16 protein-coding genes are annotated in these 16,727 nt (G+C 43.3%); all 16 read right to left on the bottom strand.

Going from position 1 to position 16,727, the window contains the following annotated elements; all coding sequences use genetic code 11:
• Window positions 1-50: 50 nt before the first annotated feature.
• Window positions 51-1,112 (bottom strand): sugar-binding transcriptional regulator, encoded by a 1,062-nt coding sequence (locus B3F51_RS11195; RefSeq protein ID WP_084633486.1) that lies wholly within the window; start codon window positions 1,110-1,112, stop codon window positions 51-53.
• A gap of 186 nt (window positions 1,113-1,298) precedes the next feature.
• Window positions 1,299-2,750, bottom strand: coding sequence for an RNA polymerase factor sigma-54 (gene rpoN, locus B3F51_RS11190; protein WP_286947138.1), 1,452 nt, complete (start codon window positions 2,748-2,750; stop codon window positions 1,299-1,301).
• A 236-nt stretch (window positions 2,751-2,986) separates the two neighbouring features.
• Window positions 2,987-3,904, bottom strand: coding sequence for a thioredoxin-disulfide reductase (trxB, locus tag B3F51_RS11185; protein WP_286947136.1), 918 nt, complete (start codon window positions 3,902-3,904; stop codon window positions 2,987-2,989).
• 35 nt (window positions 3,905-3,939) lie between these two features.
• Complete coding sequence (locus tag B3F51_RS11180; protein ID WP_070370152.1) at window positions 3,940-4,389, bottom strand: flagellar FliJ family protein; 450 nt, start codon at window positions 4,387-4,389, stop codon at window positions 3,940-3,942.
• The gene (fliI, locus tag B3F51_RS11175; protein ID WP_070370151.1) at window positions 4,386-5,690 is read right to left on the bottom strand and encodes a flagellar protein export ATPase FliI; all 1,305 of its coding nucleotides are present in this window, start codon (window positions 5,688-5,690) and stop codon (window positions 4,386-4,388) included. Before fliI ends, B3F51_RS11180 begins: the two co-directional genes overlap by 4 nt.
• 12 nt (window positions 5,691-5,702) lie before the next feature.
• Window positions 5,703-6,485, bottom strand: coding sequence for a FliH/SctL family protein (locus tag B3F51_RS11170; protein ID WP_286947133.1), 783 nt, complete (start codon window positions 6,483-6,485; stop codon window positions 5,703-5,705).
• Entirely contained in the window at window positions 6,478-7,482 is a 1,005-nt protein-coding gene (gene fliG / locus B3F51_RS11165) for a flagellar motor switch protein FliG (RefSeq protein WP_070370149.1), read from the bottom strand. The genes B3F51_RS11170 and fliG overlap by 8 nt, the downstream gene beginning before the upstream one ends.
• 29 nt (window positions 7,483-7,511) lie before the next feature.
• Window positions 7,512-9,107, bottom strand: a complete 1,596-nt coding sequence (fliF, locus tag B3F51_RS11160) for a flagellar basal-body MS-ring/collar protein FliF (protein WP_286947131.1) — start codon at window positions 9,105-9,107, stop codon at window positions 7,512-7,514.
• A gap of 144 nt (window positions 9,108-9,251) precedes the next feature.
• Window positions 9,252-9,575: a flagellar hook-basal body complex protein FliE gene (fliE, locus tag B3F51_RS11155; RefSeq protein ID WP_286947129.1), complete on the bottom strand. Its 324-nt coding sequence runs from the start codon at window positions 9,573-9,575 to the stop codon at window positions 9,252-9,254.
• Between the two features lie 12 nt (window positions 9,576-9,587).
• Complete coding sequence (gene flgC, locus B3F51_RS11150; protein ID WP_286947127.1) at window positions 9,588-10,025, bottom strand: flagellar basal body rod protein FlgC; 438 nt, start codon at window positions 10,023-10,025, stop codon at window positions 9,588-9,590.
• 2 nt (window positions 10,026-10,027) lie between these two features.
• Window positions 10,028-10,438 carry a flagellar basal body rod protein FlgB gene (gene flgB, locus B3F51_RS11145; protein ID WP_286947124.1) on the bottom strand — a complete coding sequence of 137 codons (411 nt, stop codon included), beginning with the start codon at window positions 10,436-10,438 and terminating at the stop codon, window positions 10,028-10,030.
• 352 nt (window positions 10,439-10,790) lie between these two features.
• Window positions 10,791-11,186 (bottom strand): flagellar protein FliT, encoded by a 396-nt coding sequence (locus B3F51_RS11140; RefSeq protein WP_286947122.1) that lies wholly within the window; start codon window positions 11,184-11,186, stop codon window positions 10,791-10,793.
• 1 nt (window position 11,187) lies between these two features.
• The gene (fliS, locus tag B3F51_RS11135; protein WP_286947121.1) at window positions 11,188-11,580 is read right to left on the bottom strand and encodes a flagellar export chaperone FliS; all 393 of its coding nucleotides are present in this window, start codon (window positions 11,578-11,580) and stop codon (window positions 11,188-11,190) included.
• A 23-nt stretch (window positions 11,581-11,603) separates the two neighbouring features.
• Window positions 11,604-13,499, bottom strand: a complete 1,896-nt coding sequence (gene fliD, locus B3F51_RS11130; RefSeq protein ID WP_286947119.1) for a flagellar filament capping protein FliD — start codon at window positions 13,497-13,499, stop codon at window positions 11,604-11,606.
• A 97-nt stretch (window positions 13,500-13,596) separates the two neighbouring features.
• Window positions 13,597-14,409, bottom strand: a complete 813-nt coding sequence (locus B3F51_RS11125) for a CheR family methyltransferase (protein WP_286947118.1) — start codon at window positions 14,407-14,409, stop codon at window positions 13,597-13,599.
• A gap of 32 nt (window positions 14,410-14,441) precedes the next feature.
• Window positions 14,442-16,580, bottom strand: a complete 2,139-nt coding sequence (locus B3F51_RS11120) for a chemotaxis protein CheA (RefSeq protein ID WP_286947116.1) — start codon at window positions 16,578-16,580, stop codon at window positions 14,442-14,444.
• Between the last annotated feature and the right edge of the window lie 147 nt (window positions 16,581-16,727).

The following is a 16,727-nucleotide window of genomic DNA, read 5'->3' as shown; positions in this document are numbered from 1 at the left end:
CTGCCTCCTTAAAATAATGTTTACTGAATATATACTCAGTCAGACACCCGCTATTTTGTGTCTGACATGGTTTGCAGTTTTCTTAAAATCTCTCTGGCTGCGCTTTCATCCGTGATCAGAACCATGTTTTCCCGAATCCGACTGACTGCAATAATCGCCTCGGCCTTGGTGACCCCACCGGCTACCGCAATGGCATGGGGTATTTTTTTAAAATTATCGGTGCCAATGCCAATGGTGCTGGATGGCGAAATAACCTGACCGTTAATGTCAAAGTAGTGACCAAAAGCTTCAGCTACAGCGCCCTGTTCCAGAATTTTTCGTTTTTCTGCTGTTGACAAATTTCGCCAGTCAGCCAGAACATCTGCCCGTCCCAAACCAAAGATGAAAATATCAATGTTATCCATCTTATTAAATACCCTTTTTATTTCCGGATAATCTTTTAATGCTTCCAGTAATCGCTGGTCGATGTTATCCGGCAAATGAAGCAGCTCGTAATTGGAATGTAATTTGAGGCCCATTTCAGCCACCACATTATTTGCCTGGGTGGAGTGGCTTTTTCCGATCCCACCCCGAGCTGGGATGACATATACATCAGGATAAAAGGCTTCCCGCATTTCATCAGCTACCGCCGCTGTACAGCTGCCGCCAGTTAATGCCAGGGTGTCTTTGTACTTCATCACCGATAACACATATTTTGCCCCGGACCGTCCCATAAATCGCAACACTTCATAGTTCATATCCATATCGCCGGGACAAATAATCACCCGTTTGAGATGGAGTCGATCCATTAGTTCCTTTTCCAGCTGTTCCAGACCATTATAGGTATAAAGCAGACACTTCAGCTGGATCAAGGCTTCATTGCCAGCATCAGTAATCACAACCCCCTGTCGTTCCACCGAAACCAGCTTCTGGGTTTGAAAAAAATCGATCTCATTGCGAACCTGACGCTCACTCATATCCAGAACAAATGCAAGATTTCTCCGTCCGATGGGCTGCTCACTGCTAATGGTTGACAAAATATTGTAACGCATTTCAATGAGACGATTCACTTCCGGAGCGACCAACTGTTGAAGTTCAATGACTTCCTTACTGATTTTTAATTGATTTGACACAGAATCACCCTTCTTTCGGATACATGCTCACTTTTGTCCCACTGGGACAAAATCATTATACCCCATTTTAAATTTAAAAACAAGTTAAAAAAAACCAAAAACTAAAAAGATAATCCCAAACCCAATTTTACGAAAACTGCAGGCATTTGTTAGTGATTTATCGGTAATTAGTTTTTGGTCATCAATCTACCGGTATTCTTTTCGTTTGGAGGATGGTTGGATCAAAAGCGCTTCCCGATATTTGGCAACGGTTCGCCTGGCCACATCCAGGTTTTTAGCCTGTAGTAATTCTGATATTCGCTGATCACTCAGGGGTTTTTTCTTATCTTCCTGATCAATCAGCTCTTGAATCAATCGTTTGATTGCATCGGAGGATCGGTCTTCCTCACCCTGTGAGTATCCCCGTTTAAAGAAAAACTTAAGCGCATAGGTGCCTTTCGGTGTTTGAATATACTTTCCGCGAATTGCCCGACTGACTGTCGACTCATGAACTTCAATGGTTTCAGCGATTGTCTTAAGGGTCAGTGGCCTTAAATCACCCACCCCTTCAAAGAAAAATCCCCGCTGGGATTCAGCGATGGCGGTAATCACTTTTTTTATCGTATCCCGCCGCTGTTCAATGCTTTTAATTAAAAAAGCCGCACTATCGAGCTTTTTTTCCAGATAAAGCTTGGTTTCATCATTTTTATCCGAATTTTTAAGGAGTCCTTTATAATAATTATTGATTCGAAGTCGAGGCGCCGACACATCATTGACCTTCACCACCAACTCATCATTGACAATTTCGATGCTCCCATCGGGAATGACGTACGAGACCCGCTCCGAACAGGAGAACTCCCGGCCGGGCTTTGGTTCCAGGGTTTTGATCACTTCTTTGAATTCATAGACATCTTCAATTGTTAAGCCGGTCTCCTGAGCAATTCGCTTAAATTGGTTATCAGCCAGATCAATTAAATGTTTTTTGACAATGTCCATGAACACTTCATCATCATCATACCCCATTTGACGCAATTGAATCAGCAAACACTCTTTTATGTCCCGACATCCCACCCCACTGGGATCAAATCCTTGTATAACGGCAATCATTTTCTGGACACTATCTTCATCAGCTTCCAGAATATTTTTTACATAGTCCATATCAATCAGCAGGTAACCGTTATCATCAATACAATCAATCAAATATTCAGCGACCCGTTTTTCTTCTTCACTAAAGTCCTTTTCCTGCATGGTAAATTGAAAATGTAGATATTCGTTAAGGGTTTTTTCCTGGGACGTAAATTTTTCAAACCCATACTCATCATCATTGTCAGCAATCGGCTGAAGCTGACCCCGGTAATCAGCATTTTCCATACTATGAAAATACTCATCCCACTGGATTTCCTCCTTGGGCGACGGCTCTGGATTTGGTTCTTCTTTAACCAAATCGCCTTTTAGTGGTCCGCCATCCTCGTTAATTGGTACCACTTCTTTAATGGACACTTCATTAAATTCCAATACCGGGTTCTCCATGATTTCGGTTTCGATCAAACCATTGAGTTCCATCGCTGTCAGCTGCAAAATCTCAATGGACTGACGCATCTCCTGGGTCATAATCAGTTTTTGGGTTTGGGTAATATTTAAATCAAATTTGATATTCATCTCTACACCTGATTGTTATTTTATTTCTTCAACAAAAAAAGACTAACTTTCGTTAGTCCAAGGTTGTCAATAAACTCCCGTACCGACCAATTGTTAATCTGTTGTTCGCTGCGGAATCGGACAGGCATTCGCCGTGTCCGCTCCGATGCGTACAACATGATCTAACAATTGTCGGTACTAGGTTAGCTTTTTGACAGTCTCAAACTAACTTTCGTTAGTCCTAATCATATCACAGTTTACTTGCGTTCTTCAATGTATTTGATCACATTTACAGCGGCAATGGCCCCATCAGCCGTAGCGGTAACCACTTGTCGCAGCGATTTTCGGCGAATGTCACCGGCGGCAAAGATGCCCGGAATGTTGGTATGCATTTCATCATCAGTAATCAGGTAGTCCCGGGCATCCCGTTCCAGCTGGCCTACAAACGCCTCTGAATTTGGCTTTTGACCAACAAAAACGAAAACGCCGTCAATGGGTACGTCAGTGCACTCACCGGAGACCACATTTTTAACGATAATGCTTTCAACCTGTCCGTTGCCTTTGATTTCCTCCACGACGCAGTTGAGCATCATCGATATTTTTTCATTCTCTCTAATCCGCTGCTGCAAAATTTTAGCACCCCGAAGCTCATCCCGGCGATGAATAATAATAACTTCACTGGCAAATTTTGTCAGGTATAGGGCTTCTTCCAGAGCTGTATCACCGCCACCGATGACTGCGACCTTTAATCCTTTGAAAAAGTTAGCATCACAGGTGGCACAATAGGAGACCCCCATCCCGCGGAGTTCCCGTTCTCCTTTGCAGCCAATCAGCTTGGGTTCTGCTCCGGTTGCCATGATGATGGTCTGGGTTTCCAGATTACCGGCATCGGTTTTTACAATAAACCCCGAGACTGTTTGCTCAAAGCGGAGATAGGTTCGGGTGGCAAACTCCACCCCGAATTCTTCACACTGCTGGCGCATCCGCTCAGTCAGACCGGGGCCGGTACTGTCCGGGGGAGAGCCCGGATAATTTTCAATTTCCCAGCTGGTGGCAATCTGTCCGCCAATGCCACCCTTTTCAATAATCAGAACCTTTAGTGCCCCCCGGGCAGCGTAGATCCCAGCTGCTAAACCGGCTGGTCCGGCGCCCACGATGATTGTATCATATTGCATCTTTACACCTCTTCATCTTTATTTTGCCCCGATAATCAGGGTTCTTCATTCATAATTTTACTGGTGGTGATAAATTCTTCCATCTGTTTTTCGTTCTCTTTGACGATTTCTTTTTTATACTCATCATATCGATTTTCTTTAACGATCTCTAGTGATCGGGTTTCCAGTTTCAAGTTCTTTACCACTTCAATCTGAACATCAATTTTTTCGGTAATTTCATCAATTCTTTTCTCAACAATTTGAATCTGTTCTTTGAGGAAGGACATGTAGTGAAGATAAACCTGACAAGCTGTGGCGGTAATCGATGCGGCCATATCCCGTTCATAATTTTTTCTGCTTTTCTCCAACTGATCTTCCAGATCCAGTTGTTTATCCATCTCTTCACTTAATTGTCTGGTCAACCCACCCAATATCATCATTTCGTTTTCTAGATTTTGATCTTTGTAGGAAAGCAACTTTCCTAAATGGAATTGAAATTTTTTCATAAGACGGCCTTCTTCATGGCTTCAATGCTGTCATCATAGAAACACTTTTCATCAACTTTTTGTTGTAGAAACTTATTAATGCCACCAATTTTCTTAATGGCAATGTCAAGCGACGGATTGGTTCCACTTTTATAGGCACCAATGCTGACCAGATCGTAGTTGGTATCATACACCGACATCATATTCCGCATGGAAGACGCTGCTTCCATCTGATCTTTACTAACGATGTTGGACATCAACCGGCTGACGCTGTTGAGCACGTCGATGGCCGGATAGTGATTTCTGGCGGCAATCTTACGGGAGAGGACGATGTGCCCATCTATAATCCCCCGGACAGTATCAGCTACCGGTTCGTTCATATCATCACCTTCAACCAATACGGTATAAATACCGGTGATTGAGCCGGTTTCAAAATTTCCGCTGCGTTCCAAAAGTTTTGGCATCATCGCATAGATGGACGGCGTATAACCCCGGGCTACCGGCGGTTCTCCGGTGGCCAGACCGATTTCCCGCTGCGCCATCGCAAAACGGGTCAGCGAATCCATCATCAGCAAAACATCATTACCCTGATCCTTAAAGTACTCGGCAATGGTCGTGGCTGTCAGGGCACATTTCATTCGCTGCATCGGTGGCTGATCCGAGGTCGCCACCACGATCACTGACCGTTCCAGACCGGCCTGACCCAGATCATTTTCCAGAAACTGCCGAACCTCCCGGCCTCGCTCACCTACCAGGGCGATGACATTGACCTGGGCTTTAACGTTACGGGCAATCATTCCCATCAGGGTACTTTTACCGACGCCACTACCGGCAAAAATTCCCATTCTCTGTCCCTTACCAATCGTTAATAGACCATCGATCGCCTTCACCCCAAATTCCAGGATATCGTCGATACATGGTCGTGAAAAGGGATTTGCACCAGTGCTGTTAATATCATAGGGCATCGTATCGTCAATGGGGCCACCCCCATCGATGGGTTCCCCCATGGCATTGACAACCCGACCAATCATACTGTCTGACACACCAATCTTCAGGGACGATCCGGTCGGTTCCACAATATTTCCAAAACTGATTCCTTCTGGTTCTTCATAGGGCATCAGCAATACTTTATTGCCACGAAACCCGACCACCTCCGCTAAAATATAGCGGTCGGCATTCTGATCGAAGATTTTACACAAATCACCAATGCTACACTCCGGGCCGACTGATTCAATCATCATTCCCACAACCTTTTCAATCTTACCAAAATAATGATAGGTTTCTGCCCGTTGAATGGCTTTGCAAATCTCAGATTTATTCATTCTTGCCTCCAGTTACGAACTCTGTTCGATGGCTTTCTCCAATTGCTCTAATTGTACCGGCAAACTCATATCAATGACCGAATCATTGGTTTCCACCATGATCTTATCCTCATCCTTCAGGATAATCACTTTGGATTTTTTAGCCAGCTTCTTTAATTTTTCTGACATTTCTTTGTTAATATGGAGATCAAGAGTTTTCTGGTTCTCCGATAAATAAATTTTCAGATCCTCTTCATCACCGTGAATCACCTCATCAAAGAATTTTAAAAACAGATCCCGGTCTTCCTGAACCTGATGTTTCATAATTTTTTTGGCGATTTCAAAGGCGATATCCAGCAACTCCTGTTCCTGATTTGCTAATGCCTGCTGTCTTTCAATGCTGATCACTTCCAGTAACTCATTGATCTCCTGGAGCTTGTTGTCAATTTCGGTGGCGGCCTGGGTCATGCCTTCGTGAAGCCCTTCTTTTAAGCCAGCCTGAAAACCCTCCTGGCTACCATCCCGAAAGCCTTCTTCATGCCCTGTTGCATAGCCCTGGGAAAACCCTTCCTGATAACCGCTTTCCTGAGATTTTTCCTTAATCTCCTGGCTGGCCCGGATGGCTTCTTTCATCAGCTCATTAGCGGCGTGCATGGCTTCGACACTGTCATCATGGTCAATTTTACTTTCAGCGGTTTCGGGGTTTAAAACCGGTTGACCTTCACTACTCTTTTCTGCTTCCGGTTGAACTGTCATTGGTATTACCACTGGGGCAGTTGTTTCTGAAACCCACTTCGCTTTTACAATACTAGACAATGATCTCGTCCTTTCCACCCTTCGATGTTACGATTTCGCCTTCTTCTTCCAGTCTTCTGATCACCGAAACGATCTTCTGTTGGGCTTCTTCCACATCACGAACCCGCACATTATGGAGGAATTCCATTTCGCTCTTGACGGTTTCACCCATTCGCTGGGACATGTTGGCAAAAATTACATCGGCAACTCCCTTATTCGCCCCCTTAAGAGCAACGGACATTTCCTTGGTGTCGACTTCCTGCAGGAAGCGTTGAATCGACATGGAATCGAGAATGACAATATCTTCGAATACAAACATCCGCTTTCTGATTTCTTCAGATAATTTAGCATCATTTTTGCTGAGTTCATCAAAGATGTATTTTTCTGTACCACGATCAATATTGTTCATAATTTCAGCAATATAGTTGATACCGCCAACTTCCAGCAAATCGAAGGATACCACTGATTCAAATTTACGCTCAAGAATGGTTTCAACCTGTCTGATAATCTCTGGTGAGGTTCGATCCATCCGGGCAATCCGCTCCACCACCTCAACCCGAATGCTCTTGGGCAGCTCAGAGATAATCGCCGAGGCCTGATCAGCCCGGGCATAGGATAACACTAACGCAATGGTTTGGGGATGCTCATTCATAATCATATTCATGAGGTTTTTATAGTCCGCCTTACGGATAAACTCAAAGGCCTTGGTTCGTAGGGTTTTTGTCACCCGCTCCAGCAGAGCACTCCCCTGCTGAACGCCAAAAGCCTTCTCCAGTACACTCCGGGCATACGTTATTCCGCCTTCAATATAGACCTTCTGGGCGACACAAAGACCATAAAACTCGTCAATAACCTGATCAGCCACCTCTGGCGGAACACTTTCCTGCCGGGTAATCTCATAGGTTAGGATTTCTATTTCATCTTCCTGTAAGTGTTTATAAATGCTGGAAGCAATATCGGCTCCCAGGGAAATAACCACCTGGGCTGCTTTTTGTCTTGGTGTTAGGGTAACGTCCATATTTGTCAACATCCTTCATTTATATGAATCTATTCGCTTTCATTCTTCAGCCACGATTTAAACAACTGCGCCGCAATTTCTGGATTTGTGGTGGCAAATTCTTTGATTTTTTCCTTTTTATCATCTTTAAGTGGATGGATTGGCTCAATTGGTTCCGTTTTGTCCGCTGCCAGCGCGCCAAATAAATCATCTGTTTCCGTATCTTCACTGGTTGCAAAGGCTTCTTCGATTTCTTTGCCTCGTTTGCCCCGTTTCTTTTTCTTTTCTTTGCCGTCGCCCTTTTTCTTTTTGCCCCGGGTCAACACAAACAACAGCACCAGTAACAGCAACAATACCCCAGCGCCAATTCCACCAAATACCAGTAACCGTTCGGTAGTGAGAACCGGTTCTACTACGGGCTCTTCTTCGGCCTGGGCAAATTCAAAGTTCCGCACGGTAACGCTTTGCGGGGTTACCCCTGCCGCAAAGGCCACCAGTTGCACCAGATTCTCCCGGGCGACCGGGGTCATTGCCGGATCATTGATGGCAATCCCAATCGACACAGTTTCAATGGCCGGATCCAATTTTTCGGTTTGGGTAATTTCCTGACTTACCGAATACGTGGTATTTTCATTGATTCCGGTAACAACACCGCCGTTGGTCAGCGCATTCTGGGCGTAGGTGGTGACATCGGTATTCCCGGTAGTTCCGGCAACACCGCCAACCGTCCCATCCTCGTTGGCAATCGCCATACTGGATGATTCCTGGTTGATCACCCCAGAATTATCTCCATCCGGTGAGGGGGTATAAACAGTCGCCTCCTGCTTAACGGCGTCGGTATTAAGGGTCGCCGTTACGGATACCTTAAACTGGGCAGGATCATAGGGGCCATCCAAAACATTATTGACTTTTTGGGTAAGATCATTTTCAATTGCTTTGGTCAGCTTCATCTTGGACTCGCCACCATTGGAAGCTGTCAAACTATTGGTCAAATCATTGCCTTCACCATCCGTTAGGGCAATATTATCCTTTGTCAACCCAGCCACTGATTTAGCCACCAGGTTCTGGATTCCAGCGATCTGCTCTTTTGTCAGGGTTGCTCCAGTTTCTAAATGAATAATCACCGATGCGGTGGTGGCTTCGGTCTCCTGTAAATAAAAAACATTTTCCACCGGTACCGAAATCGTGACAATGGCGTCGCTGACTCCGTCCAAGGTTTTAATACTGGCGCCAATCCGCTCCTGAAGCTGCATGTTTTCGTATTGCTTACGCTCGTAGTCGGTGGACAGCATACTGCTGTTTTCCTGAATAACATAATAGCTTAAACCATCCTTGGGATAGCCCGCCGTGGCCAGCTCCATACGAACCTGCGCCTCATCTTCTTTTGGCACCATGATATTGCCACTGGCATCCAGCTTGACGTCCGCCTCCATCTCTGTCAGGGCGGCCATAATTTCGGTGGTTTCGGCCTGAGTCAGGTCTTCAAAAAGCGGCACGTACTCCTTGTAATTCAGCAGTGCAGTCAGTCCGATGGACGCCAATAAGACCAGTACAACCCCGCCAATCAACAAAATCTTGACTTTTTTGGATGTTCCGGTCCATAGGTTTTTAATTTTCTCTAAGTAGCCCTTAATCTTCTCATTCATCGTCTTTTTTTATCCATCCAAAATAGTTTATGTCAATCCCGATTATTAAATCTGTGCATACAAAGAGGGGATACTGAACATCAAATAAAATTCTCCGATCGGCATCCTCCATCAGGTTTAAAAGGTATTTCTTCAAGTTCAAATTTACAAGCCGGTATTCATGACGGTCTGATATGCTTCCAACACCTTATTACGGAGTTGAACCATGGTTTGCAGGGCTACATCCGCCTTTGCGGTGTTGATCATCATGGTGTGCATATCATCCATGTTACCAATGGAAAGATTATATGCATCAACCTTGGTGACGGCTTCGGTTTCTTCCACATTGTTAATGACATCATTTAAAATATTCTGAAAATCGCCAGCTAGGCCGGTTTCTGAGGCTGCCGCTTTTGTGGTAGCAGGATTGCCAGTAACCGAACCAATACCAGTTGTGCCCATAATTGAGGTCATTGGAACTATAAACATATTTTTCTCCTTTTATCGGCCAATTTCCAGGGCCTTTAAAACAATTGATTTGGTCGCATTAAACGCTGTCACATTGGCTTCATAAGCACGACTGGCGCCCATGGCATCAGTCATTTCCTGAGCGGTATTCACATTGGGATACATGACGTAGCCCTGGGCATTGGCATCGGGATGGGTGGGATCATAAACCGGTACCAGTGCAGATTCGTCTTCGATGACAGCCTCAACCTGGACGCCGTCTTTTTGAACCACGCCAGTTGCTGTTTTTAAGGCATCCTGAAAGGTTCCGCTACTGACACTGCTTAACACGGTCATTTTTCGACGATATGCCCCACCACCTTCCGTTCTGGTCACCTGGGCGTTGGCAATATTCTGAGAAATAATATCCAGCCGATATTTTTGTGCCGTCATTCCCGAGCCGGAAATATTAAAAGTACTTAAGAAACTCATTATTATTTTCCTCCGTTAACCGCATATTTTAACCGGGAATGGGAGTCCGAGAACCCCCGAACCAGATAATAATATTGCAACACCGACTTGGAAATATCAATATTTTCTGATTCCAGATCGACGTTGTTTTCATCCAGACGACTGGAGGTCGCGCCCTCATAGACGCTGATTTTAGAATTTTCGATGGACTCAATGCTTTCCATCTTGTCAAGAAAAGCGCTGGAACTTCCAGTGGAAGTGGTCTTCAGCTTATTTATTTCAGCCTTTAATGAATCCTCAAAGTTGACTTTTACCGCTTTATATCCCGGTGTTTCAGAGTTGGCAATGTTATTGCTGGTCGCTTTTTGTCGTTGCCAGGTGCCATCCAGAGCTTTTTGATATATGGCAGAGGTTATCGAATCACCAATCATCATGGCCTCCTTTTGTGCCGGTTTGATCACCAGCGTAATTATAAAATTATCTTGCTATTTGTTTTATTTATAGTGATTTTCGCATATGCTGCTACTAAATCGCAAATTACAATACTATCGTACAGTAACATAATACCATAATTTCCTGGAAACGACAAATAAAAATACCCCTAGCTTAGTTGTAATTAAGTTAGTGACGCCTTCGCTTTTTTTATTCCACTATTTTTTGTAAAGTCTGTCAGGAACACAAGAAATCAATATCATAATATTGTCATTCTGATGCTGCATCTCTATTATATTCTGCCACACAAAAAAAAGCAACCGCAGTTGCTTTTTAGAAGGCGTTAACTTCAATTTATTTTTTGGCATCCAGAAAGGTACCATAGCTTGGGGTCAAACTGATTTCGTAGTCGGCCACTTTCTGATTTTGCTGGTTTTTCTTCAAATCCTGGATCGTTTTTTTCTGTTCTTCCTGAATTAAATTGATACAATTTGCATCCAAATCAAGAATCAGTTTTATCAAACTATCAACCTGATTTTTCTGTTTTAAACTACAACAGTCACCATTCTCATTATTTTGAAGTTGGCGCTCAAGAGACTGTAATTTTTGAATCAGCTGATCCCGTTCTGTCAGTATATCTGCAAGAGATTCCCAATCTTCGATATTACTGAGAATTTCTTCGCCCTTCTTGACATAATCTTTCAAAATTTGAATCTTTTCCTCACACAATCCAGATGGTTGCTCATTCATTTTAAAGGCCTCGAGGACTAGTCTGCTTATTCATCTTCTCTGCTTCCTTAAACGAGTCTTTCAAGTCACTAATTAATGACCAGATGTCTTTCATCAATTGAAGATCCCGGCTGACTGCAACTTCGCCCAATTTTGTATAAAGAAACCCATACATCTCATTTAATTCAATAGAAATGGGATACTGCATATCCAAAGATAAATTAAGTGAAGAAATAATCTTTTGGCATTTCCCAATGGCATTAAAGGCTTTTACGTTTTCTTCGCGCTCCGTAAAAATAATTGCCATCTTAAGTTGTTTGGTGGCTTCTTCAAAAAGCTTAACAACCACCTCGCCCTTTGATAAACTTTCAATGGCATATCTTTTGGATTCCTGATAAGCATTTGCGTATTGCATCACAATTCCTCCTTTCTATATCATCATGCTCCGGATGAGAATTGTGTAAGAATGGAGCTTTGCGTGTTTAACTGTTGCAATGCCGTTTCAAGTGCTGTAAATTTGCTCCAATATCGGGTTTCCTCATCTTTTAAAGATGTCTTCAGTTTTGTGACATTCTTGTTAATCTTCTGAATATCATCATATATGTTGTTTTCAGTATTTGATAAAGTTGACTCATATCCGGCCATTTCAATCAACGAACCTCGGGTTCCTTTGACTCCTGAAGTCTTTACAGCGCTGGTTATGATATCATTGAGCTGAACGGCCAAGCCCGTGTCGGCAGTCGTGAATAATTCCTGAATTGCGTTACTCTTGGTCTCAATGGCTGTGGTTAGTTTATCCTCATCGATCTTCAGTTTGCCATTTTCAGCATAACCAGCCGAGCTAATACCCAAATCGTAAAGACTGATTCCGCCATTTACCGCCGAACCATAAATCATTGACTGCATCTGATTGGCGATTCCCTTAATCAGTTTATCACCTCGCAGTAAACCAACCTTGGCTTTCGCTTCCCATGACTCAATTTCTTTTTCACTCATTTCTGCTTTCTGATCATCTGTCAAAGGTGGATAGGCGGTATCGTAATCTTCTTTAACCAGTTTATTCATGGTTTCGATCATATTGTTGTAATCTTCCACAAAGCTCTTAATGGTATCTTTCAGACTGGTGGCATCGGCTTTGGATGTGACGGTAATGGCATCATTCGACAATTCCTTGAGCTCAATCTTAACACCATCCACATCAACGGTGTTGGAAGTTCGAATGATATCTTTACCATTTACTGTCAGTTTGGCATTGACTCCGTCCGAAGCTGTTGCACCAGTCGCTATAGTCAAGCCCAGCGCTGTCATCAGATTACCAGCAGTTTCTGCGATGACGATATTATCACCGGCACCACTGTTTTTGGCGGTCATAGTAAACTGATCATTGATAGACGAGTAGGCCAGGGTAACACCAGCATCACTGGCGTTAATCTTACTCATTACCGAAGACAGGGTTTCTGTTTTATCAAATTCAAAATCAATGGAATTAATGGTGAGTTTCACCTTACCATCTGCCCCTGGTGTCAGGGCATTTTTAAAAGTTAAATCTTCCAGTGCCATACTGGTAGTCATTTTATTGGACTGCTTATCTTCCAGTCCCAGGTATTTCAGGGTATCCGTATCGTCGTTCAGGGCATGGATTGATAGCGTTGACCCTTCCATTGGTGTAAAGGATAGCTGTCCACCCGTCACATCTACACCAACCATTGGATTAGTTCCATCTGTTGTTCCAAAGGCATCTTTCAACTTGGTTTGCAGTGCTTCTTCAAACGTTTTTGTTCCCAAACTATCTTTGAACGCCTGATCCAGCGTAATGGTCTTTATCTTACCATCCAGTTTCATTAAAAATGACTTACTGGTCGTTTCATTAATGCCGCTTAGTAACTGAGCCTGATCCAAGGTGCCTTCAAGCGGCTTGGAAACCCCTTCAGCACTCGTAATCTTCTGATTGGTTGCCAGTTGGCTTATCTTATTGACAGTGATTGTTCCTGCTGATGCTGCACTGGTGGTTGAAACCGCTACCTTGGTGGAAGATGCCGTTGCACTGACTGCGTTAAACATCGCCGCACTTCTAAAATTATTCGTCGATAATACATCCAGATATTTACTCTGAAATTCTTTTAGTACCTTTGATACACCCCGATAGGACGATTGCTTCCATTCCAGTAACTGAAGATTCTGCTGTTGTTTTGTAATTTTGGCACGGCTGGCACTTGTCAGGCTTTCAACCAGAGAATCCGTATCCAATCCCGAAACCAGGCCAGCCATTCCGGTTTTTGCTGACAACGATGATAACGTACTTGTACTAGTTGCTGAATTAACCGAAGTTGCCATTTGTATCCCTCCAAACTATAATTTAAACTCGTTTTATATTTCCGTAAAGGTTATTTCTTGTTCACTATCTATTATATCGGCCCGCCTTAAAAAAACTTTAGCCTTCTTTTTGATAAATGGACGGTTTGACATATTTAAAGTTATGTTCCACCGATGCCAGCGACTCACTTTGTCCGATAAAAAAGTAGCCCCCTGGCAACAGGGCATCATAAAATTTCTGCACCACACTGTTCTTGGTCGGTTTGTCAAAATAAATCATCACATTCCGGCAGAAGATGGCATGAAAGGGTTTTTTAAACTGGAATCGGGATAGTAAATTGAAGTTCCGATAGGCAACGCCTTTGCGGATCGACTCGGTCACGGACAAATATTCTTCATCATAATCTTTAAAATACTTCCGTTTCCATTCCATGGGAATCTTGGACAGCTCTTCTTTGGAATAGACCCCGGATTTGGCTGTCATTAAAACACGATCCGAAATGTCAGAAGCCAGAATGGTACTGTCCCAGGTATTTAGCTTACTCCCCAGATAATCATGGGTAATCATCGCCAGGGTATACGGCTCCTGTCCCGAGGAACAACCGGCGCTCCAGACCCGCAGATCTTTTGTTTTGGTTGTTTCATCCACCCAAGGAAGCACCTGTTGTTTGTAGAAATCAAAATGTTCACTTTCCCGTAAAAAATAGGTATGATTGGTAGTCAGCTTATTTATGAGCACACTGATTTCATCATTTTTTTTATCGGTCTTTACATACTCAAAATAATCCATATAGTTGTCATAACCCAATTGGGAAACATAATGACTCAAACGGCCTTCAATCAGGTGTCGCTTTTTGCGTAAATCGACTCCATAATTCGAATGCACATAGGTTGTGATGGCCTGAAACTCGTCTTCCTTAAGTTTTATCATTTTTTCTACCTCGTGTTTTTATTGAACGTTTCTCAATAATGATCCAAAATCGCCGGGATATCAACAATCAGGCTGATGCTCCCATTTCCCAGAATCGTACAGCCGGCAATCCCCGAGTTTTTAATTGAATAATGGTTTAAATATTTAGGGATCGGCTTAACAACAATCTGATGTTTCTTGATCAGATCATCCATAAACAAACAGGCAAAGGTGTCGCCTGAATCCACTAACATCAGGATGCCATCTTCAATGTGGGTTTCGCATTTTTTATCCTCAAAAATATCATGGAGACGAATCAGCGGGTAGCATACCCCCCGGATCATTACCATTTCATTATTATCCGGGTCTTTAATCAGTTGGTTAGCAGTAATCTTAAAGGTTTCCCGAATATTGCTGATGGGGATTTCATAGATATCTTCCCCTACCAGAACCTCCATGCCGGAAATAATTGATAAGGTCAAGGGAATTTTCAGGAAGATATTGGTGCCGGAGCCTTTTTCACTTTCGATGGAAATAGAGCCCCCAACCTTTTCAATATTCTTCTTTACCACATCCATCCCAACCCCGCGACCAGAGAACTCCGTCACGGTCTCTTTGGTGGAGAAGCCGGGAGCCATGATCAGATTGAGAATTTCTTTTTCAGAATACTCTTCTTCGGGTTTAACCAGCAGCTTTTTCTCTTTGGCTTTCTCCAGAATCCCGACTGGATCAAGCCCCTTGCCGTCATCACTAACTGAAATAATGATGTCGCCCCCAACATTCTGGGCTGAGAGAATAACCTTGCCCACTGGGTTCTTACCGACGGCAATTCGCTCTGCCGCACTTTCAAGGCCATGATCCATGGCATTTCGCACCAGGTGCATCAGTGGGTCGGCAATTCCATCGATAATGGTTTTGTCAACCTCGGTGCTTTCACCCATGGTAATAAATTCCACTTCTTTTTTCAGCTTCTTGCCCACATCCCGGACAATCCGCTGCATTTTTTTAAAGGTGCCCGAAATGGGAATCATCCGAATGGACATAACGATATCCTGAAGCTCATCGGTGAGTTTCTGCAATTGGGTGGAAGCCTTTTCAAAACTTTCATCCCGCTTGCCTTCCATACCGACGCTGCCAAAAACCATCGATTCAGTAATAACAATCTCCCCGATCAGATTCATCAGGGTATCCAGCTTATTCAGATCGACACTGATCAGGTTCTGGACGTTATTCTTCTGTTTATTGGCATCAATCACCTTTTCTGGCGTCTTTTTCCCGGTCTCAACCACTTCCGATTTTGTCTCAATTTCTGGTTCGATAATTTCTTCCTGGGCACAATCCAGAAATTCAATGCTTTTAACTGATAATATGCTCAGGGCAATATTTTCAATGGTTTCCTTATCGACTTTTGTCTCAACGTGGCAGAAGAAGCCATTCTTGAGAATAGTGCCGGCAGCCTCAGGATTGTTATTAAGTTGCTCCGGAACTGTTTTTAAGACCTTCCCAATGGATTCCAGTTTGTTAACCAGCATAAAGGCCCGAATGTTTTCCATTTGCGAGTCTTCGTTAAAGCGGGTATGAATGCAGTAAACATTGGGCTTGTCATCATTTGTAACGACCGCTTCATAATCCGTATCCCCATTATTCCGGGTCTCATCAAAATTCATATCGCCAAATAAATCATCTTCCATGGCCGCTGCCAACGTGATTGATTCATCATCGTCTTCCGAGTGGTTTTCCATTGCTTGCGCCTGGGCTTGTTCCGGTGTTTCCGTTACCAATCCTTTAATTCGATTTAAAAAGGCATCTGTTTCACTGGTCAGCGCTTCGTTCTCATCCAGCAGGGTCTCGTTGTTCTTGATTTTCTCAACTTCTCCCTTTAAGAAAGTGGAGAAATTAAGCACCAGATCCATCAAATCTCCAAAGTCCTCCGGCTTGATACCGTTTTCCCGGATAACGAAAAACAGATCCTCCAACTTATGGGCAGAATGCGCCAGCATGTCAAATTCCATCATGGCTGAAGACCCTTTGATGGTATGCATAATCCGGAAGATTTCATTAATGTCATCCGGTGTCAGTTCCGCATTGTCCTCAGATTGAAGTAATATTTCCTCTAATTGATCAAGCAGGGTTTCCGATTCAAAAATATACATCTCTAAAATGGAATCATTTCCAGAATCATAATTACTCATTTTGTCCATCCTTTATATACACGAAATTTTTGGCTTATTTTATTATATCGGGTTTTTAAGCTAAATGCACTTTATTTTTTTGATCACTAAATGATATACCCCACTTTAGCTGACTTTATCAGCATTTGTAACCATTTTTATCTAAAA

This window comes from Acetobacterium sp. UBA5834 (assembly GCF_002435675.1).
Classification (GTDB): Bacteria; Bacillota; Clostridia; order Eubacteriales; family Eubacteriaceae; genus Acetobacterium; species Acetobacterium wieringae.
This window is presented reverse-complemented; position numbering and strand designations above follow the sequence as displayed.

Bases quoted from the DNA above. Each gene is read 5' to 3' on its own strand.
- flgB (WP_286947124.1), bottom strand. From the start codon at position 10,438: ATGATGATTGGTGATTCGATAACCTCTGCCATATATCAAAAAGCTCTG.
- fliD (WP_286947119.1), bottom strand. From the start codon at position 13,499: ATGGCAACTTCGGTTAATTCAGCAACTAGTACAAGTACGTTATCATCG.
- B3F51_RS11125 (WP_286947118.1), bottom strand. From the start codon at position 14,409: ATGATAAAACTTAAGGAAGACGAGTTTCAGGCCATCACAACCTATGTG.
- fliS (WP_286947121.1), bottom strand. From the start codon at position 11,580: ATGCAATACGCAAATGCTTATCAGGAATCCAAAAGATATGCCATTGAA.
- fliG (WP_070370149.1), bottom strand. From the start codon at position 7,482: ATGGACGTTACCCTAACACCAAGACAAAAAGCAGCCCAGGTGGTTATT.
- trxB (WP_286947136.1), bottom strand. From the start codon at position 3,904: ATGCAATATGATACAATCATCGTGGGCGCCGGACCAGCCGGTTTAGCA.
- B3F51_RS11120 (WP_286947116.1), bottom strand. From the start codon at position 16,580: ATGAGTAATTATGATTCTGGAAATGATTCCATTTTAGAGATGTATATT.
- fliE (WP_286947129.1), bottom strand. From the start codon at position 9,575: ATGTTTATAGTTCCAATGACCTCAATTATGGGCACAACTGGTATTGGT.
- B3F51_RS11140 (WP_286947122.1), bottom strand. From the start codon at position 11,186: ATGAATGAGCAACCATCTGGATTGTGTGAGGAAAAGATTCAAATTTTG.
- fliF (WP_286947131.1), bottom strand. From the start codon at position 9,107: ATGAATGAGAAGATTAAGGGCTACTTAGAGAAAATTAAAAACCTATGG.
- B3F51_RS11180 (WP_070370152.1), bottom strand. From the start codon at position 4,389: ATGAAAAAATTTCAATTCCATTTAGGAAAGTTGCTTTCCTACAAAGAT.
- flgC (WP_286947127.1), bottom strand. From the start codon at position 10,025: ATGAGTTTCTTAAGTACTTTTAATATTTCCGGCTCGGGAATGACGGCA.
- fliI (WP_070370151.1), bottom strand. From the start codon at position 5,690: ATGAATAAATCTGAGATTTGCAAAGCCATTCAACGGGCAGAAACCTAT.
- rpoN (WP_286947138.1), bottom strand. From the start codon at position 2,750: ATGAATATCAAATTTGATTTAAATATTACCCAAACCCAAAAACTGATT.